The 25,761-nt window shown below is 62.3% G+C and carries 29 protein-coding genes and 1 riboswitch; of the genes, 23 read left to right on the top strand and 6 right to left on the bottom strand.

Annotated elements, in window-relative coordinates; all coding sequences use genetic code 11:
• Positions 1-6 precede the first annotated feature (6 nt).
• The 7 genes from hisI (at position 7) to JNO51_RS15755 (ending at position 2,957) form a co-directional block, all read left to right on the top strand.
• Positions 7-393, top strand: a complete 387-nt coding sequence (hisI, locus tag JNO51_RS15785) for a phosphoribosyl-AMP cyclohydrolase (RefSeq protein ID WP_215779172.1) — start codon at positions 7-9, stop codon at positions 391-393.
• Positions 394-476: 83 nt separating this feature from the next.
• Positions 477-806 (top strand): phosphoribosyl-ATP diphosphatase, encoded by a 330-nt coding sequence (locus tag JNO51_RS15780; protein WP_252346117.1) that lies wholly within the window; start codon positions 477-479, stop codon positions 804-806.
• Positions 807-837: 31 nt separating this feature from the next.
• Complete coding sequence (locus tag JNO51_RS15775) at positions 838-1,170, top strand: histidine triad nucleotide-binding protein (RefSeq protein WP_215779170.1); 333 nt, start codon at positions 838-840, stop codon at positions 1,168-1,170.
• Between the two features lies 1 nt (position 1,171).
• The gene (gene tatA, locus JNO51_RS15770; RefSeq protein ID WP_215779168.1) at positions 1,172-1,381 is read left to right on the top strand and encodes a Sec-independent protein translocase subunit TatA; all 210 of its coding nucleotides are present in this window, start codon (positions 1,172-1,174) and stop codon (positions 1,379-1,381) included.
• Positions 1,382-1,396: 15 nt separating this feature from the next.
• Positions 1,397-1,900, top strand: a complete 504-nt coding sequence (locus JNO51_RS15765) for a twin-arginine translocase TatA/TatE family subunit (RefSeq protein ID WP_215779165.1) — start codon at positions 1,397-1,399, stop codon at positions 1,898-1,900.
• Positions 1,897-2,625: a twin-arginine translocase subunit TatC gene (tatC, locus tag JNO51_RS15760; RefSeq protein WP_215779163.1), complete on the top strand. Its 729-nt coding sequence runs from the start codon at positions 1,897-1,899 to the stop codon at positions 2,623-2,625. Before JNO51_RS15765 ends, tatC begins: the two co-directional genes overlap by 4 nt.
• On the top strand, positions 2,625-2,957 hold the full coding sequence (locus JNO51_RS15755; RefSeq protein WP_215779160.1) for a DUF2069 domain-containing protein: 333 nt from the start codon (positions 2,625-2,627) through the stop codon (positions 2,955-2,957). Before tatC ends, JNO51_RS15755 begins: the two co-directional genes overlap by 1 nt.
• Before the next feature lie 14 nt (positions 2,958-2,971).
• Here the strand turns inward: JNO51_RS15755 and JNO51_RS15750 are convergent, their stop codons facing one another.
• Together JNO51_RS15750 and JNO51_RS15745 are read right to left on the bottom strand one after the other, a co-directional pair.
• Complete coding sequence (locus tag JNO51_RS15750; protein WP_215779159.1) at positions 2,972-3,466, bottom strand: hypothetical protein; 495 nt, start codon at positions 3,464-3,466, stop codon at positions 2,972-2,974.
• A gap of 55 nt (positions 3,467-3,521) precedes the next feature.
• The gene (locus JNO51_RS15745; protein WP_215779158.1) at positions 3,522-4,352 is read right to left on the bottom strand and encodes a TatD family hydrolase; all 831 of its coding nucleotides are present in this window, start codon (positions 4,350-4,352) and stop codon (positions 3,522-3,524) included.
• Between the two features lie 108 nt (positions 4,353-4,460).
• On the opposite strand from JNO51_RS15745, the gene JNO51_RS15740 reads away from it, so the two are divergent.
• From JNO51_RS15740 to JNO51_RS15730, 3 genes are all read left to right on the top strand, one after another.
• A complete protein-coding gene (locus JNO51_RS15740; RefSeq protein WP_215779157.1) occupies positions 4,461-5,324 on the top strand; it encodes a DUF6502 family protein in 864 nt (287 codons plus the stop codon).
• Positions 5,284-7,218, top strand: coding sequence for a FecR domain-containing protein (locus JNO51_RS15735; RefSeq protein ID WP_215779156.1), 1,935 nt, complete (start codon positions 5,284-5,286; stop codon positions 7,216-7,218). The genes JNO51_RS15740 and JNO51_RS15735 overlap by 41 nt, the downstream gene beginning before the upstream one ends.
• A 194-nt stretch (positions 7,219-7,412) precedes the next feature.
• Positions 7,413-8,522 carry a tetratricopeptide repeat protein gene (locus tag JNO51_RS15730; protein WP_215779155.1) on the top strand — a complete coding sequence of 370 codons (1,110 nt, stop codon included), beginning with the start codon at positions 7,413-7,415 and terminating at the stop codon, positions 8,520-8,522.
• Positions 8,523-8,530: 8 nt separating this feature from the next.
• On the opposite strand, the gene JNO51_RS15725 is transcribed toward JNO51_RS15730, so the two are convergent.
• Positions 8,531-8,782: a hypothetical protein gene (locus JNO51_RS15725; protein ID WP_215779154.1), complete on the bottom strand. Its 252-nt coding sequence runs from the start codon at positions 8,780-8,782 to the stop codon at positions 8,531-8,533.
• A gap of 1,080 nt (positions 8,783-9,862) precedes the next feature.
• Here JNO51_RS15725 and yjeM point away from each other — a divergent pair.
• Positions 9,863-11,449, top strand: a complete 1,587-nt coding sequence (gene yjeM / locus JNO51_RS15720; RefSeq protein WP_215779153.1) for a glutamate/gamma-aminobutyrate family transporter YjeM — start codon at positions 9,863-9,865, stop codon at positions 11,447-11,449.
• Positions 11,450-11,661: 212 nt separating this feature from the next.
• On the opposite strand, the gene JNO51_RS15715 is transcribed toward yjeM, so the two are convergent.
• Complete coding sequence (locus tag JNO51_RS15715; protein WP_215779152.1) at positions 11,662-11,988, bottom strand: PAAR domain-containing protein; 327 nt, start codon at positions 11,986-11,988, stop codon at positions 11,662-11,664.
• 203 nt (positions 11,989-12,191) lie between these two features.
• A riboswitch (cobalamin riboswitch) is annotated at positions 12,192-12,404 on the bottom strand.
• A 274-nt stretch (positions 12,405-12,678) separates the two neighbouring features.
• Here JNO51_RS15715 and JNO51_RS15710 point away from each other — a divergent pair.
• The 4 genes from JNO51_RS15710 to JNO51_RS15695 all read left to right on the top strand — a co-directional run bounded on the left by JNO51_RS15710 (position 12,679) and on the right by JNO51_RS15695 (position 15,942).
• Entirely contained in the window at positions 12,679-14,118 is a 1,440-nt protein-coding gene (locus tag JNO51_RS15710; RefSeq protein WP_215779151.1) for a cation:proton antiporter, read from the top strand.
• 37 nt (positions 14,119-14,155) lie between these two features.
• Positions 14,156-14,626, top strand: a complete 471-nt coding sequence (locus JNO51_RS15705; protein WP_215779150.1) for a hypothetical protein — start codon at positions 14,156-14,158, stop codon at positions 14,624-14,626.
• Positions 14,627-14,761: 135 nt separating this feature from the next.
• Complete coding sequence (bamE, locus tag JNO51_RS15700; RefSeq protein WP_215779149.1) at positions 14,762-15,346, top strand: outer membrane protein assembly factor BamE; 585 nt, start codon at positions 14,762-14,764, stop codon at positions 15,344-15,346.
• 71 nt (positions 15,347-15,417) lie between these two features.
• Positions 15,418-15,942, top strand: a complete 525-nt coding sequence (locus tag JNO51_RS15695) for a cysteine hydrolase family protein (protein WP_215779148.1) — start codon at positions 15,418-15,420, stop codon at positions 15,940-15,942.
• An 86-nt stretch (positions 15,943-16,028) separates the two neighbouring features.
• Here the strand turns inward: JNO51_RS15695 and JNO51_RS15690 are convergent, their stop codons facing one another.
• The gene (locus JNO51_RS15690; RefSeq protein WP_215779147.1) at positions 16,029-16,757 is read right to left on the bottom strand and encodes an ABC transporter substrate-binding protein; all 729 of its coding nucleotides are present in this window, start codon (positions 16,755-16,757) and stop codon (positions 16,029-16,031) included.
• A gap of 160 nt (positions 16,758-16,917) precedes the next feature.
• Here JNO51_RS15690 and JNO51_RS15685 point away from each other — a divergent pair, with 160 nt between their 5' ends.
• The 5 genes from JNO51_RS15685 to JNO51_RS15665 all read left to right on the top strand — a co-directional run bounded on the left by JNO51_RS15685 (position 16,918) and on the right by JNO51_RS15665 (position 21,967).
• The gene (locus JNO51_RS15685) at positions 16,918-17,613 is read left to right on the top strand and encodes an SHOCT domain-containing protein (protein ID WP_215779146.1); all 696 of its coding nucleotides are present in this window, start codon (positions 16,918-16,920) and stop codon (positions 17,611-17,613) included.
• Positions 17,613-18,263 carry a hypothetical protein gene (locus JNO51_RS15680; protein ID WP_215779145.1) on the top strand — a complete coding sequence of 217 codons (651 nt, stop codon included), beginning with the start codon at positions 17,613-17,615 and terminating at the stop codon, positions 18,261-18,263. The genes JNO51_RS15685 and JNO51_RS15680 overlap by 1 nt, the downstream gene beginning before the upstream one ends.
• Before the next feature lie 261 nt (positions 18,264-18,524).
• Positions 18,525-19,133 carry an energy transducer TonB gene (locus JNO51_RS15675; RefSeq protein WP_215779144.1) on the top strand — a complete coding sequence of 203 codons (609 nt, stop codon included), beginning with the start codon at positions 18,525-18,527 and terminating at the stop codon, positions 19,131-19,133.
• A gap of 48 nt (positions 19,134-19,181) precedes the next feature.
• Entirely contained in the window at positions 19,182-21,359 is a 2,178-nt protein-coding gene (locus JNO51_RS15670) for a TonB-dependent receptor (RefSeq protein ID WP_215779141.1), read from the top strand.
• A gap of 212 nt (positions 21,360-21,571) precedes the next feature.
• Positions 21,572-21,967, top strand: a complete 396-nt coding sequence (locus tag JNO51_RS15665; RefSeq protein WP_215779138.1) for a DUF805 domain-containing protein — start codon at positions 21,572-21,574, stop codon at positions 21,965-21,967.
• Positions 21,968-22,267: 300 nt separating this feature from the next.
• Here the strand turns inward: JNO51_RS15665 and JNO51_RS15660 are convergent, their stop codons facing one another.
• Positions 22,268-22,681 (bottom strand): nuclear transport factor 2 family protein, encoded by a 414-nt coding sequence (locus JNO51_RS15660; protein WP_215779135.1) that lies wholly within the window; start codon positions 22,679-22,681, stop codon positions 22,268-22,270.
• A gap of 134 nt (positions 22,682-22,815) precedes the next feature.
• Here JNO51_RS15660 and JNO51_RS15655 point away from each other — a divergent pair, with 134 nt between their 5' ends.
• The 3 genes from JNO51_RS15655 to JNO51_RS15645 all read left to right on the top strand — a co-directional run bounded on the left by JNO51_RS15655 (position 22,816) and on the right by JNO51_RS15645 (position 25,606).
• Entirely contained in the window at positions 22,816-23,661 is an 846-nt protein-coding gene (locus tag JNO51_RS15655) for a LysR substrate-binding domain-containing protein (protein WP_215779132.1), read from the top strand.
• A gap of 39 nt (positions 23,662-23,700) precedes the next feature.
• Positions 23,701-24,792 (top strand): hypothetical protein, encoded by a 1,092-nt coding sequence (locus JNO51_RS15650; RefSeq protein WP_215779129.1) that lies wholly within the window; start codon positions 23,701-23,703, stop codon positions 24,790-24,792.
• Positions 24,793-24,910: 118 nt separating this feature from the next.
• A complete protein-coding gene (locus JNO51_RS15645) occupies positions 24,911-25,606 on the top strand; it encodes a transcriptional regulator (RefSeq protein WP_252346116.1) in 696 nt (231 codons plus the stop codon).
• The last annotated feature ends 155 nt before the right edge of the window (positions 25,607-25,761 follow it).

The raw sequence follows: 25,761 nt of genomic DNA, 5'->3' as shown, positions 1-25,761 counted from the left end.
ACCCCCATGTGGCTGGATGAAGTGAAATGGGACGAGGCCGGCCTGGTGCCGGCCATCGCCCAGGATGAACAGAGCGGGCGTATCCTGATGATGGCCTGGATGGACCGCGAAGCCCTGCAGCTGACGGCCGAGACCGGTCTGGCGCACTACTACAGCCGCTCGCGCCGGCGCCAGTGGCAAAAAGGCGAGGAGTCCGGCCATGTGCAGCACGTCAGCGAACTGCGCCTGGATTGCGATGGTGACGTGATTGTCATGCAGATCCGGCAAGATGGCGGTATTGCCTGCCATACCGGACGTGAGAGCTGTTTCTACCGCCGATTTGCCGATGGCGCCTGGCAGGTGGTCGACCCGATCCTCAAGGATCCGGCGGCGATTTATACCCGCAACACATAAAACGGATGGCGAGCCGATGGCCGGCAGCGTTAGAATGGGCGCTGTCGCCGGCACCCGGCCGGCCGTGCCGCACAAGGAATGACATGATCAATACCGAAGTGTTGAAGTCGATTGCCGATACGCTGGAAGCGCGACGCGAGGCCAGTTCGCAAACTTCCTACGTGGCATCGCTGTTTCACAAGGGTGAAGACGCCATTCTGAAAAAGGTCGCTGAAGAGGCCGCCGAAACCCTGCTGGCTTCGAAAGATGGCGACAAGCTGCATATCGTGCGCGAAGTCGCCGACCTGTGGTTCCACACCATGGTGCTGCTGGCCTTTCACGGCCTGCGTCCCGAAGACATCCTGATGGAGCTGCACCGTCGCGAAGGCATTTCCGGCCTGGACGAAAAGGCTTCGCGGCCGCAGCAACCCTGATTCCCATCCCTGATTGCCCCGGAGAAGGCTGATGACTGATTGCATCTTCTGCAAGATCGCTGCTGGAGAGATTCCGGCCAACAAACTCTACGAAGACGACGACGTGGTCGCCTTCCACGATATCCGGCCGATCGCCCCGGTGCATTTCATGATCATCCCCAAGCGCCACGTCGAATCGCTGGCGCATTGCCAGCCCGAACACCAGGAGGTGCTGGGCAAGATTCTGCTGCTCGCGCCGAAACTCGCGGCCGAACAGGGTCTGTCAGCCGGTTTCAAGACCGGTATCAATACCGGACGTGGCGGCGGGCAGGAAGTATTCCACCTGCACGTACATGTCTTTGGTCACAAGTCGCAAGGAAACTGACATGGGTTCTTTTAGCATTTTTCACTGGCTGATCGTTTTGCTGATTGTGGTGCTGGTGTTCGGCACCAAGAAGCTGCCGAATATCGGCAAGGATCTGGGTGGCGCGGTACGCGGCTTCAAAGAGGGCATGAAGGGCGAGGCCGAGAAGCAGGCTGCCGCCGATGCCGAGAAGACCGGGCGCGTCATCGAAGGCGAAGCCGACAAGAAATAAGCCGCTGGGGATACCGTGTTCGACTTCAGTTTTGGTGAAATCCTGCTGACCTCCGTGGTGGCGCTGGTGGTGCTCGGTCCCGAGCGCCTGCCGGCCGTGGCCCGCACCCTGGGGGCGCTGGTGGCGCGCGCCCAGCGCTTTGTCGCCAGCGTCAAGGCCGACATCGGCGAGCACACCGAGCTGTCCACCCTGGTGTCGCTGAAACAGGAAGTGCAGAACACGGCCTATGCCTTCAAGGAACAGCTGACGGCCGAGGTCGACGAGGTCAGCCAGACCATCCATCAGGCCCGCCAGGAAACCGTCGAAGCCCTTGAGGCCGCCAAAGCGGAGATCGTCGCGCCGCCGGCTGATGACCTGACGCCGATGTCTGCGGCCAGCGTGGTCGTACCGACCCCGGTGCCGGCCGGCGAGCCGCCCGCCGCACAGAACGAGCCTGAGCGCCCCCCCGTTGATGACAACCAGCTTGACCTGTTTGCCGAACTGACCCCGACGCCAGCCCGGCAAGAACCTCCCCGATGACCGAACAACCGCTGCTGACCCACCTGCTGGAACTGCGCACCCGACTGGTGCGTGCCCTGATCGGCTTCTTCCTGGTCTTCCTCGGCCTGTTCCACTGGTCCGGGGCCATCTACCACCTGCTGGCCAGACCCCTGCTGCAACACCTGCCGGCCGGCAGCAACATGATTGCCATCGAAGTCACCGCCCCCTTCTTCGTGCCGATGAAGGTCACCATGCTGGTGGCGCTGCTGATCTCGCTGCCCAATACCCTGTACCAGATCTGGGCCTTCGTGGCCCCCGGCCTGTACAGCCATGAAAAAAGACTGATCCTGCCGCTGGTCGTGTCCAGCGTGCTGCTGTTCTGCCTCGGCATGGCCTTCGCCTACTTCCTGGTGTTCCCGCTGGTGTTTACCTTCATGGCCGCCGTCACCCCCAGTGGCGTGTCGATGATGACCGATATCGACAAATACCTGTCCTTCGTGCTGGGCATGTTCGTCTCGTTCGGCGCGGCCTTCGAAGTGCCGGTGGTCGTGGTGCTGCTGGTGCGCATCGGCGTGCTGACCATCGACAAGCTGCGTACCGCGCGGCCCTACGTCATCGTCGGCGCCTTCGTGGTGGCCGCCATCGTCACCCCGCCGGATGTGCTGTCGCAGACCATGCTGGCCGTTCCCCTGTGGCTGCTCTATGAAGTGGGCATCATCGCCGCGCAACTGATGGAACGTCAGCGCGCCCGGAGCGCCAGCTGATGCGCCGGCTCTGGCACTGGCTGGCCATCGGCACGCTGATTGCCCTGATCCTGCTGTCGCTGGGGTGGGAATTGTGGCTGGCGCCGCTGCGGCCGGGCGGCTCGATGCTGGCGCTCAAGGCAGTGCTGCTGCTGGCGCCGCTGTTCGGCATCCTGCGCGGGCGGCTCTACACCTTCCAGTGGTCCAGCATGTTCATCCTGCTGTTTTTCACCGAAGGCATCATGCGCGGCTGGGCCGATCACGGCCTGTCACAGCAGCTGGCCTGGGGCGAGACCGCCCTGAGCGTGCTGTTCTTCGTCGCGGTGATCGGTTTTATCCGCAGCCGACAATAACCGGCAGGCAGCGCCTAATCCAGATCGCCGTCGTGATCCGACAAATAGGCCCGCAGGGCGCGGCGTACCGCCAGCAGATGCTGGGCACCCGGTGGCAGGTCGCGCAGAGAAATCACGTCCAGGGCGATCAGCACATCAATCACGTCTTCAATAATGCGCACCGTGTTGCGGTCTGACTCCGTCAGCGTCAACAGCGCCTCGTCCTCGCTGGTCTCCACCGTCTCGATCAGCTCATCCAGCTGCTTGTGCGGAATCAACTGACCATGATCGGTCACCACCGTCTTGCCCGACAGGGTCTTGTTGCGCACCAGCAGGTCGATCAGGCTGGACAACAGCATGCGGTGGGCATCATCCGAGGCATTGAGCAAGGCTGCCGTCAGCTCCGGATCGGACGCTTGCAGAAAATGCAGCACCCGGATGTCACTCAGTGGCAGATAGGGGCGATCACTGCCCTTTTTCAGGAAAAGTGCCTCGACGTCACCCTGGGGGGTCAATTGAACGAATGGCATGATGATGTGGGATCGCAGGGTATGATTATTTAGATATCATAGAATCCAGCATAGACTATTTATCTGCCGGACAAGATGAAATCTGCGCGGGGCAATGCAGCCCCCCCAGGCTGGCGGGAGTCAGCCGCAGCGCCTGCTGCACATTCGCGCTGGTCTGCCGCGCCATCTCCTCAGGCGTCGCTGCGCGCAGCGACGCCAGCTCGGCGGCATAGCGCGCCAGATTGGCCGGCTCATTGGGCTGATCCTGCGCCCAGGCCGGACGAATATCCGGCGCATCCGTCTCCAGCACCAGACAGTCAGCCGGCAGGGTGGCGGCCAGCCGGCGAATGCGTTGCGAACCCTGATAAGTCATGGCCCCGCCGAAACCCAGCTTGAAGCCCAGCGCGACAAAAGCCTCGGCCTGCTGCTGACTGCCATTGAAGGCATGGGCAATTCCGCCACCCACCGCATACTGCCGCAGGTACTTCAGCACCCGATCCTGTGCCTTGCGCACATGCAGAATCACCGGCAAATCATAGCGACGCGCCAACTTCAGCTGCTCGATGAACAGCGCCTCCTGCCGCGGCAGATCCTGGTCCGGCAACCAGTGGTCCAGACCGATCTCGCCCACCGCCACCGGCCGATGCCGTTGCAGCTGCGCTTCAAGCTGCGCCAGATGATCATCCAGATGTTCACGGCAGTACATCGGGTGCAAACCCAGCGCAATCAGGCAGCCATAGCGCTGACGCATGGCCAGCGTGGCTTCGAACAACCGGCTGGACACCGCCGGGACGACAATCTGACCGACCCCGGCCGTCAGCGCGGTTTGCACCACCTGGTCGCGACGCGCGTCAAACACCACATCGTCCAGATGGCAGTGGCTATCGATCAGCAGGGCAGGGGACATAGGGAATGTGGCTGAAATGCTGCGGCGTGGGAAATTTACCCATTTTTTATGGGCATGGTTACCTATTCATGCTACGCTATCAGTTGTAATAGATCCAGATGGTTTTCCATGAATACCAGTGCCAGCCCGCCCGCCAAAATGCTGCAAGCGCTCCGCTATCTGCTGGAGCCCTTGGTGCGTCTGCTGCTCAACCATGGCATGGCCTATCCCTCGCTGGCAGAGCTGCTCAAGCGCGTCTATGTCGATGTCGCCGAACGCGATTTTGCCCTGCCCGGCAAACCCCAGACCGACAGCCGCATCAGCATTCTGACCGGCGTGCACCGCAAGGATGTCAAACGCCTGCGGGAAACCGACGATGCCCCGCTCAACCTGACCAAGCACAGCCATGTCTCGCTGCAGGCCCAGTTACTGGCCAAGTGGACCGGTGAAACGCGCTTCCTCGATGCCCAGGGCCGGCCGCGCCCATTGCCGCGCCAGGCCACCACGCACGAAGCGCCGACCTTTGAGGGCATGGTCTACGACATCAGCAAGGATGTGCGCGCCAGAGTGTTCCTTGACGAATGGCAGCGCGTCGGTCTGGTGCAGATCGATCAGGACGATAGGGTGCACCTGAACGTCGAGGCCTTGCTGCAATCGCCGGCGCTGGAAGAAAAAATGGATTTCTTCGGCCGCAACATCCATGACCACCTGGCGGCCGTGGTCAGCAACCTCGAAGGCCAGCAGGCCCCCTATATGGACCGCTGCGTGTTCTACCACGGCCTGAGTCCCGAACAGGTTCAGCAACTGAAGCAGCGGGCAGAGCAGATGAGCATGGATGCCCTGCTGGAAATCAACCGCATGGCACAGGAAATGGTCATGCAAAACCACAGCCAGCCAGCCGGTGCAGACAGCACCCCGCCACAACGCATGCATTTTGGTGCCTACTTCTATCATGCCGAAGACAAGCCTGCTGCGAATCCGCCTTCGGCCTGAGCTCCTGCTGCTCGCCGCCCTGAGCCTGACCCCGCTGACGGGTTGGGCCGCCGCCGTTTGTCGCTTCGACGCGCATGGCCAGCAAGTGGCGCCACTGCCGACCCCGCCCGGCCAGACACCACCCCCGACCCCCTGGGGAGGCATGGGCGGCACCGGTGTGCAAACCGCCACGGCCCAGCCCGAACCGAAAAACGGCTGGGGCGGCCTGGGGGGCACCGGCATCCAGCAGCCCGCCACGCCGGGCCAGCGCACCGTCGCGAAAAACCTGCTGCCGGACCACGAAGGCTGGGGCGGCCTGGGCGGCACCGGCATTCAGCCGCAATCAGCCAAGCCGGCCACCAGCACAGCGGACAACCAGCCCGCCGGTCACGAGGGCTGGGGCGGCCTCGGCGGCACCGGGCTGCAAACCGCCCCGATCGCGGCTCAGCCCAGGCTGGCCGGCTACATCCTGTATCGCCATGGCAAGGTGCTGGCACAGCAACCGGGCCTGCCGGCACGCGAGCTGACACGCGGCGATGCCGTGTGCGAAGGCGATGCCATCATGACCGCGGAAAATGACGGGCTGCTGCAGATCCGCATGGCCGATCAGGGCTCGGTGATGCTGTATTCCGGTTCGAAACTGCATATCAATACCTTCAACCTGCCGGAGAAAATCGACGGCAGCGAACGCCTGGCCATGACCCTGGAGCAGGGGGGCATGCGTGCCATGACCGGTGACATCGGCCATCTCAACAAGCAGAACTACCTGATCCGGACGCCGAGCGCCGAGGTCCACATCCGCGGCACCGACCACGAGCTGTTCCAGGTACCGGCCGCCGTCGGCCGCTTCAGCAGCGTGGCCCCCGGCACCTACGACCATGTGATCAGTGGCGGCACCACCCTGCTCAACCCGGCGGGCAGCGTGCGCATCGAACCCACCCAGTCCGGTTTTGCCCCGCTTGACCAGGGCGCGCCGAAGACCATCGAAGTGCTGCCGGAAGTGTTGCGCAACCTGCCGCTGCGCGGCCTGGCCCCGGCCAAGACCAGCGAGGGCAGCAGCGACAATGCCGCTGGCAGCGGCGTCACCACACCCACCGACCCGCTGTCGACGGCCTTGCCCAACCGCATCGTCAGCAACAGCGTTGTCCTTGACCTGTCGGTCGAGCCGCAAGACAGTCCGGCCAATTCGGCCTATGTCGGCGTGACCGTGGCCGATGGCCAGATCCAGCGCGGCCATCTGCAGGTCGACGAAGACAACAGCTGGCAGATCGGCGTCGATCCGCGCTCCGGACTGCCCCTGTATGTGGTGCAGAATGATGGATCGCTGCTGTTTTTTGTCGATGACGATACCCAACAGCCGGTGCAGTACCAGATCTATACCACAACGGACGGCGCCAAAATTTACTGGGGCGTTTACTTCGGTGGCGGCGCCAGCGATGCCAATGGCGACTGGCAATATGCCGACCTGCACCAGTTTGCTTTTGCGCCCGGCGGGGCAACGCCCGGCTCAGCCATCACCGCCATGAGCGGACAGACCGGCAGCTACACCATGGTTCCCGGCATGCCGGGGCCGGTGGATGAGAACGGCAAGATGGGCGGACAAATCAACAGCCTGACCGCCAACGTCACCTTTGGTGCCAACCCGACCATTGACCACTACGCCATCAATGTGACCGATGGCCAGGGCCGGATCTGGGACGCCAACAGTGGCGCGGCGGTATCGCTGCAAACCTTCCAGAGCAGCGGCATCGCGCTGAACGGCAGCTGCACCGGTTGCCAGAGCCCGACCATCAGCAACGGCTCGGCGGCGGGCGTCTTGATCGGCCCCCAGGCCGGTGGCATGATCAGCCACTATGGCTTGCAGACTAATCAGAATGAGTCCGTCTCCGGGGTGGGGATATTAAAAAAACCCTGACACTGTTTGCCCTGTGCGGTAGCGTCTTTCCGCTGATTGCCCGGGCTGCCGACGAGTGCGCGAATGCGGCGCAGGCGGGCCAGCTGGCGCTCAACCGCGGCGATGCCGCCGCCGCGCTGGCCGTACTGCAGCCGGCAGAAGCCGGATGTGCCGGTCGCGGCCGCTTTGACCACCTGCTCGGCTTTACCCTGCTGGTGAGCGGGCGCGCCGCCGACGCCTCCTGGGTACTGGAACGTGCCGCCGCGGCCAACCCGAACAGCGGCGCCGCCTGGCTCGACCTGGCCGACGCCTACCTCCAGACCGGCGATACCCTGCGTGCCGATACCGCCCTGCAGCACGCCCGTGCCCTGCAACCCCCGCCCGTCGCCCAGCGCAAGATCGACACCCTGCAGGCCGCACTCGACAAGATCCGCCACCCCTGGTCGCTGTCCTACACCGTGCGCCAGGAAATCGGCTGGGACTCCAACGTCAACTCCGCCACCGACCAACTGTCGATCGTGGCCCCCGGCTTCTCGCCCCTGCCGATCAAACTTGACCCGGATGCCCGCGCCTCGGCCAGCAGCTACGCCGACCTGGAGCTGGGCGGTGCCCTCACCGGGGCGCTGAATGACGACTGGACCTTCTATCTGCTGCCGCGCGTCAAGACACGCCACTACGAACCGCTGCGCCAGTTCGACCGCACTTTCTACAACCTGCAGAGCGGCGTATCACGCCGGGTAGGCAGTGGCTTGCTGCTGGGCATGCTGCAAGGCGAGCAACAACAAATGGCGGGCCGCGACTATCTGCGCAGCGAGGGCGGCATCCTCGAATGGCGTCAGCCGGTCGGCCGCAGCGCCTTGCTCAGCCTGACCTCGCAGTACACCAGTACCCGTTATGCCGATCGCAGCATGCGCAATTACGATAGTAACGTTGCACTGGCCGGACTGGCCTGGAAACAGGGATGGACACCGCAGGTCAACTGGAGCGTCGCCGCTTACCGCGGCGAGGATGATGGCGTGAACAATCGTGCCGGTGGCGGGCGCCGCATGGTGATTCTGTCCGGTGCCCTCAATGTGAAATGGCTGGCGGGGCTGGAGAGCGCCCTGACACTGACCCACGAAAGCGATGACTATCGGCAGAAAGACCCGGCCTTCCTGGTGACCCGGTCAGAAAGCATCTGGAACTACACCGCCAGTCTGAGCTGGCCATGGAACAAGCATTTTTCCTCCACCGTCAGCTACAGCCATATCCGTGATGACGCGAATATCGTGCTCTATGGCAGCAAACGGGATCTGGTCAGTCTGAGTGTGCGCGGCGACTTCTGAACCCGGCGCTACTGCCGTGGCTCATGCCGCTGACTGACATGCGTCCAGAACGCGGAGTGCGAATGTTTGACGATGCGCGACCAGCGCTGCAAGGTGCGCTCATGCCGGCCGTGGCTGGTGTGCAGGCTCGACAGCTTCAGCCAGCGTTGCGACTGCTCCTGCGTCGGACGTATCGCCCGACGCATGGCCAGCATGCTCAGCCAGGCCAGTGCCAACACCAGTCCCCATAGCCCCGCTTGCCATAGCCACCACCGCTCCATTGCCGTCACCCTGATTGAACAAGACAAAGATCATAGCCCCTTGTTGCCATGTCGTCCAAGTAATCAATGCCATAGGCATGACGTGCCGTCGCCAGCGGCTTTGCCGGCGCCCATGCCACGCGGGTCGGCGCCCGATCGGGTTAAATTGTTAATTTGTCTTTAGAAATCAGACGCGTAGTGCTAGAATTGCCGCCCTGGTGAAGCGCCGTCAGGGGCTTTATCAGACTGATTTGTGCAAGGCGTTGTTTTTGCGGTTGTTTGCCAGCAGTGTTGTCGCCCCGCATCGGGCGATGTGCATTCTGCAGTGCCATCCTCTGACGTCGGCAGGATCGACACAGAAACCGGCTGTCCGGGACTGTCCGATCCGCCGTCACATTGCAGCCGGCCATGCCAGCTGTCTGTCATATCAGCAAGAGGTAATGTTCCGTAACACAGGCTTTGCACCCCACGCCGGGTGCGGCGCGTGCCTGCCCGTCATTCAGGCGGGAAATCAGTGCTCAGCCAGACAGGACAAGATGATATTTATCGCGAATTCAGCGAACTAGCGCACTCTGAAAAGATTGCGGATAGATTGCCAGCTTATACCCGATAAACAGAAATCATGCCCTCCTGGTGCATTAACGCAGCATATGTATGAGATGACATGTCAAATAGTGGTTTTTTTGATAAACGACAACGTCTTGTCATTTTGTGCATGAGCATAATGTGCGCGAGCCTCCAGGACGAACAATAAAAACAGGGGTTGGCGGGTCTGACAGGCAGTTCGTGGATGGTTGTCTGTCATATCGCTGATCTTTGCCAGACCTGGATGGCCGTGTACTACACCTGAAACGCCTGATTGACCTGCCAGAGATGTCACAGTCTCTGGACCCGAAAGGGGCGCCGGCCTGCGGTCCGGCAGGCGATGCCAAGGCAGATCAGGCGTCATTGCCCACAAGGCAATAGCTCGTAGTTAGAACCGGTTTCGAACTGTTCCGCCGGATAAGCAGCAAACGGAACGCGCTCGAAATCCACTCAGGGAGATGTATCGTGTCAGCAAAGACTCCAGCTCATAAAATTACATTGGTTGGATTCGTCCTCATGTTCTTTACCTCGGTACTTGGTTTCTCCAACGTATCGCGCGGTATTTTCTACATGGGTCAATCCTCGATTCTGTTCTATGTATTCACCGGCTTCTCGTTCTTCCTGCCGTACTCCATCATCTGTGCCGAGATGGGTGCCAGCTTCAAGAGCGAAAAGGGCGGTATCTTCTCGTGGATCGAGAAGAGCGTTGGCGGCAGCTTCGGCCGCAAACTCGGCTTCATCACCATCTTCATGTGGTGGTTCTCCTACGTGGTATGGATGATGAACGTGGCCTCGATGATCACGATTCCGTTGTCCTATGCCATGTCGCCGTTCATTGATGGCGGCTTCAGCCACGCCACCAGCCTGGTCAAGGAAGCCCTTGGCCCGATCGGCATGGGCGTGATCGGTATGATCGTGATCTCGTTCGTCACCTACCTGATCACCCTCGGCGTCACCAAGCTGGCCAAACTGGCCTCCATCGGTGGTATCGCCGTGATGTCGCTGAACGTGATCCTGCTGGTTTGTGCCTTCATCATCCTGGCAGCCCACGGCTTCCATCCGGCCAGCTCCTACAGCTGGGCTGACATGACCACCGTACCGAAATTCTCCAAGTACGCTGGTGATGGCATCACCGGTCTGGTTGGCCTGTTCGGCTTCGCCGTGTACGCCATCTTCGCCTACGGTGGCGTGGAAGCCGTCGGTGGTCTGGTCGACAAACTGGAAAACCCGGAACGCAACGTCAAGCGCGGTCTGCTGATCGGCGCCGGCGTCGGCATCTTCGTCTACTGCTTCGGTATCTTCGCTGCGACCTGGTTCATCGACCGCAACTCGCCGCAAGTCCTGCATGACGTCATGAAGACCAGCCAGGGTGGTACCGGCCTGTTCTACGCCGGTAACGCCGTGTACTACTTCATGTACACCCTGGGCGCGACCCTGGCCAGCAGCCTGGGCGCTGCCGCCAGCACCTGCAACACCATGGGTAACGTCTTCGCCGCCTACACCGGCGTGTCGATGTTCTGCGCCCTGACCGGTGCCTTCTTCGTGCTGATCTACGCCCCGCTGAAGCAAATGATCGAAGGCGTGCCGCAAGGCATCTTCCCGGCCAGCTGGAGCAAGGAAAACCAGAACGGCATGCCGACCGTGGCACTGCGCTGGCAACTGGGTCTGGTGATCGTGCTGATCGCCCTGGGTACCTTCGGTGGTGACGCCGTGGCCGACCTGATCCAGAACCTGGTGACCCTGACCAACGTGACCATGACCGTACCGGTGATCTTCATCATCTACGCTTACATTCACTACCTGCGTAACGATGCTGTAGAAAAGCCGATCCGCATCTTCCGTTCCAACGGTTCGGGCATCTTCATGGCCTGGTGCGCCATGCTGACCATCGGCTTCGCCAACCTGTTCACCGTGGCCTCCCCGCTGTATCACGCCTACCTGGGTGAAGACGTCGGTGCCAACATGAAAGAAGGCATGATGTCCATCATCGGTGTGGTGGTCTTCGCACTGATCGGCTGGTTCATGGTTGCTCGCTACGAACGCCATGTTGCCCAAGGCAAGCTGCCGATGCCGGAAGCCAAGGCAGAACTGGGCGGCAAGTAAGCCCACAAGCAGAACAGGCGACGCCCTGCGTCGCCTGCCATCCCGAAAAAAGCCGTTCATCTGACGATGAACGGCTTTTTCATCGAACGGGGTCAGGTCTTGTATTTTGCATCCCGGCGCAAAATGCACATCGAACAGAACGGGGTCAGGTCTTGTATTTTGCATCCCGATGCAAAATACAAGACCTGACCCCGTTCTCTCGCTGCTGCGACTCAGGCCACCTTGCCCGGCAGATAATCCGGATCCAGGAACCCCGCTACCGACTTGTCCGACGGCATCACTGCACAACAAGACTGCGGACTGGAAATAATGTAATCGCCATTGGCCAGCGCACTGCCGACAATCGCCGCCGGCCGACCGGCCAGCAGCAACAGACTGCCGGCACCCGAAATGATCACCGTCTCCGAACCATCCGGATAACGCACCGTATCGCCCACCCGGGCAATCAACTCCATCTCCGAAGTGGCCGTCACCACCTCGCCCCCATAACGGGTTTTCGAACCGATCGTCGCGACCAGATAAGATTGCTGTTGCTTCATGATAGCTATGCTCACAAGGGTGTTTCCCCCCACCGGGGAGACAAGCGGCCACGGACACACCGCGCCGAACCAGGCGAGAACACCACCACGGGGACAGAGCAGACAAGGCGCAGACAGGCAGGCCGACACACGGCTGCAGGCAGAGCACCACTCCCCACCCCGGGGACGGATCTCGCGGGACCTCCGCACTCCCAGACAGGGGGCAGAGCACCCAGGAATCAGGCCGGTCTTCTGGCTTGCCTTCCACCTCGGCGACCGGCCTTCCCGGACAGACAACATCCAGTGGCATGGTGATCGCGTCGTCAGGCCTACAGCAGCGGGGGCTGCGCCGGCATGGCTGCAACAGCAGCGGCACCGGCTTCCCGTTTCACCCCGTTCCGAAAGGAACACAGGGCACCTGAATCCAGGGCGCCATGATCCCGCCGGGCGGAAAACACGTCAAACGATAAAAAATCAGCATGTTGTGCGCGCTTCGCAACACCCCCCGCACGGGGTCAGGTCTTGTATTTTGCATCGAAACGCAAAATACAAGACCTGACCCCGTTCTGTGCGCCGGGGCATTCAGAATCGCGACTCAATTGATCGAAAGGGGGTCAGATTGCTTTAACCCTCATGCCAGCAGGGTAGGGCGGTGCTACCATCCGCGACGAGCGCAGGGAGAAGCCCGCATTGAACGTCGGAGGGCGCTGTATGAAAAGAGTTTTTTGGCATGTACTGGGTTATGGCACCGTGCTGGTGCTGTCTGTCAGCCTGCTGTTGTGGATCCTCAGTCAGGGCCCGCAAGGCACCCCCGTCTGGCTCAGCCAGGCCGCCAACGAGTCCGACGACTGGCTGGCCTCCCTGCAAGGCACACTCGGCCACAACGCCACCCTGCCACTGGTCGGCCTGCTGATGCAGATCCTGATCATCCTGACCTTCTCCCGTCTGTGCGCCTTTGGCCTGCGAGCCATCGGCCAGCCGCCGGTCATCGGCGAAATGCTCGCCGGCATCCTGCTCGGCAAATCGGTTTTTGCCCAACTCTGGCCGCAGGGCTTTCACTTCGTGTTTCCCGAAAGCGCCATGCCGCAGCTGTACTTCTTCAGTCAGATCGGCCTGATCTTCTTCATGTTCGTGGTCGGCCTCGACCTGCGCCTGTCCAGCCTGCGCCAGCGCGCCGGCACCGCCATCGTCGTCTCCCACGCCAGCATCCTGCTGCCCTTCCTGCTCGGCACCCTGCTGTCGTTCTGGCTCTATCGCGACTATGGTCCGCGCCACGTGGCCTTCTCGTCCTTTGCCCTGTTCATCGGCATCGCCATGAGCATCACCGCCTTCCCGGTACTGGCGCGCATCATCCACGACAAGGGACTGAGCGGCACGCCGGTCGGCACCCTGTCCGTTGCCTGCGCCGCCGTCGATGACGTGACCGCCTGGTGCCTGCTCGCCGGCGTGCTGGGCATCGTCAAGGCCGGCAGCCTGCACCACGCCGTCATCGTCCTGCTGGCCTCGACCCTGTACGTCGTGCTGATGATCAAACTGATCCGGCCCCTGGCCCACCGCCTGCTGTGGCCCGCCACCCAGAGCGGCACCTTCACCAGCGCCCAGCTCGCCTTCGTCTTCTGCGTCGGCCTCGGCTCGGCCCTGCTGGCCGAAGTCATCGGCATCCACGCCCTGTTCGGCGCCTTCCTCGCCGGCGTCATCATGCCGCACGAACTCACCTTCCAGACCAGCCTGAGCGCGAAAATCGAAGACCTCACCGCCGTGGTGCTGCTGCCGATCTTCTTCGCCTACACCGGCATCCGCGCCGAAATCGGCCTGCTCGACAGCTGGCATGCCTGGCTGGTCTGCGGCGGCATCATCCTGGTCGCCACCGTCGGCAAAGTCCTCGGTGCCGCACTCGCCGCCCACTGGACCGGTGTCCGGTGGCGCCAGTCCTGGGCACTGGGCGTACTGATGAACACCCGTGGCCTGATGGAACTGGTGGTGCTCAACATCGGCTACGACATCGGCATCCTGACCCCCACCATCTTCGCCATGATGGTGGTCATGGCCCTGGTCACCACCTTCATGACCTGCCCGCTGCTCGGCCTGCTGCTGCCCACGCTGCAACCCAAGACCGCCATGCGCTACAACCCCGCTCCCGAACGCGCCTGACCCGTCAAAAAAACGGCACACATGCCATAATCCAGCCATGTGTGCCGCCATCGAATACGACCAGCAACGTTACTACTACAAAGACAGCCCGCGTCTGCCGGTACTGCGCCGCGACGGCAGCCTCCTCTGGGTCCAGTGGGGCCTGCCGCACGGCGCCGACATCAGGGGCGTGCCGGCCGGCGCCTGCGCCCGGCGCGAAAGTCTGCTGGCCGGCAAATGGACCCGCCTCAAACCGCGCCCGGTCAAAATCCCCTGCAGTGCCTTCATGGAGCGCGACAACAAGCGCGCCGAACACTGGTTTGCCATCGACGGCCAGCTGGCCATCCAGGGCGCCCTGATCCTGCTCGACAACCCCATCCAGACCCGTAGTAACGGAGATCAGCGCGCCATCGTCTACGTCGTCACCGAGCCTGCCCTGGGCGGAGTGGCTGCCATCCACGAGCGCCAGCCGCGGCTGATTCCTCTTCAGGCCGACATGCTGGAACGGCTCAGCACCCAACGCACTTAACCTATCGCAATCAATCAGACACAATCCGTCACAATGCATGTATTTGTAAATTATAATGTCATGCCGCGTCGATACCCGAGTGGTGTCAGCGCCGGGATTGATCCTAGATAGAGATAAAGTGACTAAAAAATGAAGATGACTGGCTTCGTAGCAAGTGCTTTCCTGTTGGCACTCCTGACCGGCTGTGCCGGTACCGACTTCAAGCGTCCCGGCACGGCCGACCTGGCCCTGGGCAAGTCCACCATGGCGGATGTCACCCGTGTCATGGGCAGCCCGCGCCAAACCGGCGAAATCCTCAAGAATGAGCAGAAAGTCCAGATGGCACAGTATGCCTATGCCGTCTCCGGCGGTACCGGGCATCGGCCCGGTGTCATTCCGGCGCGCTCGATGACCTTCTCGACCTTCCAGGATGTGTTGGTGGGTGAAGAATTCATCGGCTCGTTTGCCGAAGATGCCACCGACTTTGACGACAGCAAAGTCAGCGCCATTCAGAAGGGCAAGACCACCCGAGATCAAGTCACCGCCCTGCTCGGCAAACCGAGTGGCCAGGCGCTGTACCCGCTGATCAAACTCAAGACCGGCAATGCGGCCATCTACCACTACGTCCAGGTCAGTGGCACGGTCTTCAGCCTCAAACAGTATCAAAAGCTGCTGATTGTCACCTTTGACGAGAACAACATCGTCAACGACGTCGAGTACGTGAGCAACGGCACGCTGTAACAGCATGAAGCCCGGGGACGGGCAGCCTGATGCCCGTCCCACCTCCCAGCCCATGAAGAAAGCCAAGCCCCATGCCCGATACCGCCTTGCTCATCATTGACGTCCAGAACGGCGTGGTCGACGCCGAGCCGCGCGCCGCGCGCCTCGACCAGGTGCTCGACAAACTCAACCTCGCCAGCGCCAAAGCCCGCCAGCGCGGCTACCCGGTCATCTTCATCCAGCACGAAGAACCCGGCCTGGAACGCGGCAGCGACGCCTGGCAACTGCACCCCGGTCTGGTCCAGCAGGCGGGAGACCATTACCTCGGCAAGACCTATGGCGACAGCTTCTGCGACACCGGCCTGGCAGCATTGCTTGAACAGCATGGCGTCCGCCAACTGTGGATCGGCGGCTGCGCCACCGACTTCTGCATCGACAGCACCCTGCGCAACGCCGTATCACGCGGCTACGAAGTCCACGTCATCAGCGATGCCCACACCACACTCAGTGCCTTCGCCCTGACAGGCGAACAAGTCATCGACCACTTCAACGCCGCCTGGCGCGCCACCAGCGCCACCCCCAAGCCCCTGCACGTCGTACCGGCAGAGCGCCTGTAAAGCAAACACCGAACAAAACACCGGGGTCAGGTCTTTCATTTTGCATCAAGACGCAACATGAAAGACCTGACCCCGCATCGGATCACTCAAGGTTTATAGCCGTAGGCGTCGTAAATCCGCCGCACCGCACCGCGCTTGTACATCGCCTGCAGCCGCTGGTTCAGATCGGCAATCAGTGCATCCGGCATGTCCCTCTGGCAGGCCAGATACATCTCGGTCCGGTTGAAGGTCAGCACCGGCTCAATCCGGTCCTGCAAGCCCTGCCGGCGCAACCAGTACTGGCCGATCAGCTTGCCGGTAGCCCAGAAATCGATCCGCTCCAGCATCAGCTTGCGCGGGTTCAGATCATCACTATTGGCCACATCCACATTGAAACCGCGTTCGGTCAGCCAGTCGACAATCGCATCGCCCTTGTAACTGCCAATGCGCGAATTGCGCAGCGCATCCGTCAGGGTAGGGTGGCTGGACTGCTTGATGGCAAACAACACCCAGTCGTTATAAACCAGCGGACCGACCCACTTGTACAGCGCCTCGCGCTCCGGCGTGCGCGACATCGAATACACACAGGTATTCGGCTGAATCCGCGCCATCAGAATCGCGCGAGACCAGGGATACAGCCCCACACTGAAATCGATGCCGGCTGATTGCAGCAACTGGCGCACGATCTCGGTCGACACCCCGCTGACCTGACCCTTGTCATCCAGCATGTTGTAAGGCGGATAAGTTTCTGTCGCCAGCGTCAGCCGCTCCGCGGCCAGCACGGGCAGACCCGACAGCAGGCAGCACATCAGCCCGCACCGCAGCCAAAAATTCATGACATCATCACCAAAACAATCGCAGGATTCATGTATATACCATTGCGGCCCGCCAGGGCAGTGCAGACGAATAAAAACAAGATGATATGTATTGCCGTAAATCAAAGCCCGACAGAGGCGCTCTGCTAGCCTTGAACTGTCCACCACACAGGAGCAAGCCATGCGACAGAGCACCATGCTGCGCTTGATGAAACTGCTTTGCCTGTTCGGCCTGCTGGCCGGACTGACGGGCTGTGCCACCACCCAGGATGAAGAGTCGTTTGACGCCTCCGTGACACGCAACTACCAGATCCTGCTGAAAAACGTGCAGAACTCGGTCAAATACGACCCGTACTCCAATGCCATCCACTACGACATCAACCAGATACAGGCCTACTACAACAGCTACCTGAATGCCGTCAGCAACGAAACCGGCCTGATGGGGATCTGGGGCCCCATGACCGTTGCCTATCCCGAGAACTACATCAACACCACCGACCGCTACGTCGCCGCCGACTATGCCCAGGCCAACGGTGGCACGCTGGCCGCCGCCCGGCTGTTTGCCGCCAACAACGGCTGGGTCATTACCCGCGCCGGCTACAACGTCGATGGTAAAGGCTATGCCGGCTACGAAGTGCCGATCCTGTTCATCGGCAGCATCGGCTGGCGTGGCGAAAAGTGGTACCCCATGGCCACCGTTTTCAATATCACCTACAAGAGCCAGCATGGCGTGCAGGACAATGCCGTTGCCGCCCCGGCCGGCAAGACCAGCAGCAATGCCGACAAACTCAAGAGCCTGTACGAACTCTACAAGAGCGGCGTCCTGACCAAGAAAGAATACGAACAAAAGAAGAAGCAATTACTGGAGAGCTACTAATGCGCCGGCGCTGCCGCCCCGCGGCCATCCTCATGGCCTGCCTGCTGCTCGGCGGCTGCGCCAGCATGAGCGTCGACCAGGCCGTCAACCAGTCCTTCGACCGGTTTGTCGGTACCGTTAGTGACAACCTGAGATACAACCCGGCCACCGAAGGCGTCAGCTACGACGAAAGCACCCTCGACCTCGCCTACCGGCAAATGCTGTACAGCGCCCGCCAGCTCAGCAACGAAGACAGCCTGCGCGGGCGCGGCACCGGCCAGAACGACCAAACCTTCACCCGCCAGATTGCCGCCGCTCTCGACCCGGCCTACGCCCGACAACACCCGGTACTGGTCAACGCCGCCGCCCGACACCTCGATCAAACCGGCTGGGCCGTCCTGCGTGCCGGCCCCTGCGACACCCGGCAACAACCCGCCACCATGCCAGTCGCCATCCTGACCTGGATCGAAAACCCGGCGGCCAGCGGCTGGCAGACCATCCTCGCCCCCACTCGCCTTATCAAGCTGCCACTTCCCCCCGACATCGGCAGCGGCAACAAACCCGACCTGCAGGCCGCCCGACAAGCCCTGGAAGCCCTGCACGACGAAGGCGTCCTCGACGACGACGAATACGCCGCCAAACTGCGCACCCTGAACAAAACCAAACCCTGAGAGGGCGTCGCCACACGCGGCGCCTAGAACGGGGTCCGAGAACGGGGTCAGGTCTTGTATTTTGCGTCGGGATGCAAAATACAAGACCTGACCCCGTTCTCGCGCCGACACATCTGCACACACAGCGCGACAATTTGTCACATTCCACAAAATATGTATTTGTTCTAATTTCCCTGCCTGACGCGTAACAATAATGAATATCGCATGGGCAGGCCCAACACCTTACAAGCCGCGGCCTGGCCATCCCCCCCAGGCCGGCGCTTGCACTACCTCCTTCTGCTGTCAGCACTGCTGCATCTGCTGCTGATCGCCACCCTGAGCCGGCCGCATGCCGCAGGCGGGCAGGGCAGCGCCAGCAGCGCGCCGCTGAGCATCCGCCTGCAAACCCGGGTCCGGCCGCAAACCGTCGCGCCCAGCCCGCCGCCGCCCCGGTCCCGTGCCGCCACCCCGCCGGCCCGGCCCGCCCGGCACAGCGCACATCCCCCTGCCGTCAGCGTCACCCCGGTACGGCGTGCCAGCGCCGAGGCCAACCGCGCATCCCCCGCGCCCGCCGCGCCGAGCGCCCCGGCAGCCAGCCCTGCCGACCTGGCCGACGACCAGCCCCCGGCCTACCGCATGCTGGCCCAGCCACCCTACCCACTGTGGTCACGCAGCCACCGCGAGCAGGGCACCGTCCTGCTGCGCGTGCGCGTCAGCCGCAACGGCCAGGCCCTGCAGGTCGAACTCGCCCGCAGCAGCGGCTTTCCCCGGCTCGACAACGCCGCCCTGGCGGCCGTACACGACTGGCAATTTTTTCCGGCACGCCGCCATGGACAACCCGTCGACGACGAGGTCATGGTGCCCGTGCAGTTTTCCCTGCAGCGCCCCTGAGCGCTGCCAATAACAAGGGCCCAAGGCCCAATGATGTGGAGAGAGTGAATGACAACAACAAAACCATTACCCCTGGCCGTCAGCCTGGCGCTGGCCTGCCTGACCCAGAGCGGCAGCTGGGCGGCCGACAGCACCACCCTGCCCACCGTGCACGTCGAAGACAGCGCCATTGACCAGCAAGGCCAGACAGTCAAAGCCGACAAACTCAACCAGCACCAGGCACAGAGCCCGGACGCCAGCCAGCTGCTGCGCGATCTGCCCGGCATCAGCCTGCACCCTGCCGGCGGCTTCTCCGCCCTGCCAGTCCAACACGGCCTGGCCGACGACCGCCTGCAGGTACAGCACAACGGCGTGGCCCTGAACGCCTCCTGCCCCAACCACATGAACTCGCCGCTGTCCTACGTGAACCCGCACCAGGTCAGCAACGCCACCGCCTACCCGGCCACCGCACCGGTCAGCCTGGGCGGCGACAACATCGGCGGCGTCATCGTCATGAACCCGGTCGCCCCGCTGTTCTCCGACAGCAGCGCCACCGTCAGCCAGGGTGAGCTCGGCGCCTGGTGGCAGAGCAACGGCAACGGCTACGGCAGCCATGCCAGCGCCCAGGTCGCCAACGACCACCTCAGCCTGGGTTATAGCGGTAGCACCGCCCGCGCCGACAACTACATCGCCGCGCGCAACTTCAAGGCCGCCGGCCCGGCTGCCAGCGGACAGAACTGGCTCAACGGCGACACCGTTGGTTCCTCCGCCTACCAGGTCACCAACCAGTCGCTGACCCTGGCCGGCCGCCAGGCACGCAGCCAGTGGGACCTGACCATCAGCAGCCAGCACAGCCCCTACGAAGGCTTCCCCAACCAGCGCATGGACATGACCAACAACCATGCCGAACAATTTGTCCTGCACCTGCAACAGCAATACGACTGGGGTGAGCTGGACGCCCGGCTGTACAACCAGTACGTGCGCCACAGCATGCAGTTCGGCGACGACAAGCAATATCAATATGGCAGCGCCCCCGGCATGCCGATGGAAACCGCCAGCCATACCCAGGGCCTCAACCTGCAGGCCAGCCTGCCGGTCGGTCTCGACGACACTGTCAAACTCGGCGGCGAATGGCAGCACTACCGTCTGGACGACTGGTGGCCGCCCTCCGGGACCGGCGGGATGTCCCCGAACACCTTCTGGAACATCAACAACGGCCAGCGCAACCGTCTCGATGCCTTTGCCCAGTGGCAACACCAGTTCAACCCCGCCTGGCAGAGCGACCTTGGCCTGCGCTACAGCACCGTCAACAGCAATGCCGGCAACGTGCAAGGCTACAATACCGGCATTGCCTATATCGGCCATGCCAACGCCTTCAACACTCAGCCGCACCAACAGATCGACCGCAACATCGACCTGTCCGCCGCGCTGCGCTACCAGCCCGACAACCGTGCCAACTACGAACTGGCCTATGCCCGCAAGACCCGTTCCCCCAACCTGTACGAGCGCTACACCTGGTCAAGCTTTGCCATGGCGGCGGTGATGAACAACTTCGTCGGCGATGGTAACGGCTACGTCGGCAACCTCAACCTCAAACCCGAAGTGGCCCACAACCTCGGCTTCACCGCCAACTGGCATGACGCTGAACAACGCCGCTGGCAACTGCGCCTGGCCCCGTTCTACAGCTACGTCGAAAACTACATCGACGCCCGCCGCATCAGCAGCACCAGCACCAACCAGTTCATCACCCTGCAATACATCAACCAGAATGCCGAACTCTACGGCATGGACCTCAGCGCCGAACTGACCCTGGCCGACCATGCGGCCTACGGCCAGTGGCGTCTGAACGGCAAGCTCGACTACACCCGTGGCAAAAACCTGAGCACTGGCGACAACCTGTACAACATCATGCCGTTCAACGGCCTGTTCAGCCTCGAACAACGCCTGGCCGGCTGGCAAAACACACTGGAATGGCAAGTGGTGAGCGCCAAGCGCAATGTCTCGGCCGTGCGCAATGAAATCCAGACCCCGGGCTATGGCCTGCTCAACCTGCATACCCGCTACCAGTGGCGCCATCTCACCCTGGACATGGGCATCGACAACCTGCTCAACCACTTCTATACCCAACCGCTCGGCGGTGCCTACACCGGGCAGGGTGCGACCATGGGGATCAACAACATCCCCTGGGGTGTCGGCGTGCCCGGACCGGCCCGATCGCTGTATACCGCGGTGAAGTACACGTTCTGAGTAGGGTGCATTCGCCTCCGGCAATGCACCGATGGTGCCTTCGCCCCCGGCAATACACCCATGCCATGCCCCGACGGAGAACGGCGCAATGAACGATTGCGCCGTTCTCCGATGAGGTGTGATGGGTGGTTTACTGGTAATATGTCAAATGAATTATGCGCCAGCCAAGAGCGCCGACAGCACCTCACCCCCACCTTCACTCGGAGAACAAGATGTATCAACCCATGGACAACACTAACCCTCTTACCAAGCCCAAGCGGCTATCCACCCTGCTGTTTACCTTCCAGGGCAGATTAAACCGGGGACAGCTGCTCATCCGCCTGCTCGGTCTGGCCGCATTCAACCTGCTGATGTACGGCATCATCTTCGCGCTTGGGCACCTGGCTGGCAGTGACACCCTGGTGTGGGGACTCATGACCCTGGTCGCGGTCCCCTCCATCCTGGCCTCCCTCAGCCTGCATGTCCGACGCTGGCATGATCTGGATCGATCCGGCTGGCACGTTGTCCTGAACCTGATCCCCTATGTCGGCGGGCTGGTGTTTCTATACATCCTGCTGGCACCAGGCAGCGATGGCGACAACCACTACGGCAAACTCAAGCACGCCTGAAGACCCATGCCATGCCCCGGCGGCGAACGGCGCAATGAACGATTGCGCCCTACAATCGTAGGGTGCATTCGCGTAGGGTGCATTCGCCGAAGGCAATGCGCCGATGCAATGCACCGATGGTGCCTTCGCCCCCGGCAATACACCCATGCCATGCCCCGGCGGCGAACGGCGCAATGAACGAATGCGCCCTACACCGGTAGGGTGCATTCGCCTCCGGCAATGCACCGATGCAATGCACCGATGCAATGCACCGATGCAATGCGCCAATGCATGCACCCATGCCAATGCACCCATCCCGCCTCAAGCCTCCCCGGCCAGCTGAAAGCGATCCCCCAGATCCCCCCGGATCGGGTACGTGTCATACACGATCACCATCTGCCCGATCAGCCCGTCCGGGTCGAAATCAAACACATCCACACAATCAAAACTGACCTCACAGCCATCCTTCAACACCCAGTCATAACGAAAATAAGCCATGGCGCGCGGTGCCCCCTGCACACTCAGACCAATATCCCGCAGCGTGATACGGCTATTGCCCGAGGCCGCCGCCAACTGACGATAAAACGGCGCCGGACTCACCCAGCCCAGCAGCGGTGAGTAAATCCGCGCCTGTGGCGCAAACAACGCCAGCACCGCGTCGACATTGCCGAGAGCCAGCTCGCGCAGGTAGTCTTTCAGTACCCCGGCAAGCCGGGCCGGATCGAGTGCAGACATAGACAGACTCCTTGTTCAACCGAAAGCCCCAGCCTAGCCAAGCCGCCATGCCCGCGAAATCGAAAAAAACACAAGGGGGCCATGCAGACCCTGCATACCCCCTTGGCGAACTGCTCAAGCCCATGCCCTCGACGATGAGCCTGCAAGCCTTCCTCGCCGTAGCCCGGCTCGGCAGCCTGTCACGCGCCGCCAGCCAGCTCTACCGCACCCAGGGCGCCGTCAGCCGGCAAATCCAGCAACTCGAACAACACTACCAGCGCAGCCTGTTTCTGCGCAGCCCCGAAGGCATGCACCTGACCGCCGATGGTGAAGCCCTCCTGCCACTGGCACAACGGGCCCTGAGCGAACTGGCCGCCTTTGCCGTACTCAGCAGCCAGCAACAGGAAATCCTGCGCCTGCGTTTACCCTCCACCCTGGCCCTGCGCTGGTTCCTGCCGCGCCAGGCCAGCCTGCAACAACAACTGCCCGGTCTTCGCCTCGACATCACGACCTCCGTGCACGACCAGCCCGACTTCAGCCAGCGCGAACCCGACGCCATGATCGTACGCGGCCACGGCCAATGGCCCGGCCTGCACGCCCAGCGCCTGTTCGCCGAACACCTCACCCCAATGTGCAGCCCCGACCTGGCGCGCGACCTGAAACAACCCGCCGACCTGCAGCCACACTGCCTGATCCACGCCGACGCCGACCACCATGAATGGCAAACCTGGTGGCAGCAATTCGGTAGCGGCACACTGCCCGGGCAGAGCCTGATCTTCGACAGCCTCGACAGCGCCACCAGCGCCGCTGCCCTTGGCTACGGCATCGCCCTCGGCGACCCGCGCCTGTCGCAAGAAGCCCTTGCCCGCGGCGAACTCGTCATGCCCTTTGCCACCCTCGCCACCCGCGACCAGCACTACTACCTGGTCATCCCCGAAGCACGCCGAGACCAGCCCGGACTGCAACAACTGAGTGCCGCCCTGCAAAGTCTGGCCGGGTAAGACAGGGCAGGGGAGACACAGCAGAAAGCCACATCAACCATGATGAAAAATATTGCCCGACACACCCTCTATGGCTGGCGACTGTGGGAATACGTCGAACGAGAGCGCCACAGGATCGGCACCCGCCAGGTCGAACGCTGGCATCTGAGCGACATGCACTCGCAACGCCGTATCAACTACCTGGCACGCTGGCTGGCCAGCCATGTGGCGAAACAATGCCGCAACGGCCACGTCACCGTCAGCTCACAGTGGATAGACCAATACCCTCAGGCACACAGCCACTACCAGCTGCCGGGCAGCCCGGCACCCCACACCGTCAGCGTCGAACTGGCCGACTTGTTGCTGCTGGTGCAGGTCGTCAACCAACAACAAACCACCATCAGCGAACGCGCCGCGCTATTGCAGGCCAAATGCTGCCAACTGCCCGATGCCCTGGATCCGCCCCATGACACCTCCACCCTGAAAGAACGCAACCTGCTGGAGGCCTGCTGCGCCCCCCTGCGCGTGACCAGAGACAGCAGCAGCACCGCCGCCCCGATCAACCCGGCACACGCGCAATACGATCTCGGCGCCACACCACAAACCCCCGGACTCAAACCCTATGCCCGCTACCTGTTGATCCCGCTTGGCAAACTGCCCCGCACCTTGCCCTACCAGCTCCTCTGGCCCAGCCAACTGCATGCCGGGCAAGGACCGATGCTGCATCTGGCCGAAGCCATCCTGGCCATGACCGGACTCGGCCTGCCCACCCACTATGCCGGACACCCCCTGAACCCCCCGGGCGCGGCGACCGACTGGGACCACCTGGTCCGCGACCTGATCCAGTACTGCACCCGGCAACCCAACCTCAATCGCTTTGCCAGCCAGACCCAACGCACCATCCCGCGCGAGGTCTACGCCCGTTACGACCTCGGCCAGATCTCCCCCTTGCGCACCATCGTCCGCGCATTGCTCAGCAAAGGACTGCAGATGAGCGGCCTGGAGCGCTGGCTGCAAATGACGGCAATACCTGCCGGTCCGCGCCTGCCGCCGCCGGTTCCGACACCTGACAGCGAAGCCCCCAGCGGCGGATTCACCGTCCTCACCGTGCGGATCCAGGTCGATGGCCCGCTGAGCCCCCGCGCAGACTGATTGCTGCACGACACCTTTGCCCCACGCCCGGCCCGACAAAAATCAACACAATGTTGAAATATCAACAAATGGTTGATATCCTGAACAGCATGTCGAGCAACGCAGAACAGGATGCCTTGTGAGTGAGCCCAGGCAGGAAACCCAGGCCGAACGGCAACTGGTCTTCAGCGTACTGAAAGCCGCACTGCAAGCCATGGGCAGCGTCGTGGGCAAGCATACCGAGCTGGTACTGCACGACCTGAGCCAACCGGAAAAATCGGTCGTCGCCATCGTCAACGGCCACGTCACAGGCCGCCGCATCGGCAGCCCGGTGCTGGCAGGCCTGCACCATGACCAGGGCTTCGCCGCAGTACAGCAAGCCCCCGACCCGCAGGCACCCGGCCAGCCCGTCGTGACCCCGGCCTATGACACCACCGGCGCCAACGGCAAAACCCTGCGCAGCGCCACCGCCGTCTACCGTGATGCCCAGGGCCAGCCCTTTGCCAGCCTGTGCATCAACGCCGACCTCAGCGGCATCCGCACCGCCCAGGCCTGCCTGGCCCAACTGCTGGGCGATGCCCCGCAGGCAGAGCCAAGCACCGACGAACCGGCCGATATGGCGCTGATGATGAACGACATCATCCAGAGCGCACTGGGCGAAGCCTGCGGCAGCGGCCGACCGATGAACAAACAAGCCAAGCTGGCTGCCGTCCGGCAAATGCAGGAGCGCGGCCTGTTCATCGTCAAAGGCGGCATCGAAAAAGCCGCCGCCGCCCTCGGCGTCACGCGCTACACCATCTACAACTATCTGGAAGCCATCCGCCGCCCAGAGTAATGCCGCCGCCAACGGCACATCCGCCAACGGTGCATTCACGTAGGGCGCATCCATGTAGGGTGCATTCGCCGGAGGCAATGCGCCAATGCAATGCACCGAAGCAATGCACCGAAGCAATGCACCGAAGCAATGCACCGAAGCAATACCGGATGACG

This window comes from Paludibacterium sp. B53371 (assembly GCF_018802765.1).
Lineage (GTDB): Bacteria > Pseudomonadota > Gammaproteobacteria > Burkholderiales > Chromobacteriaceae > Paludibacterium.
This window is presented reverse-complemented; position numbering and strand designations above follow the sequence as displayed.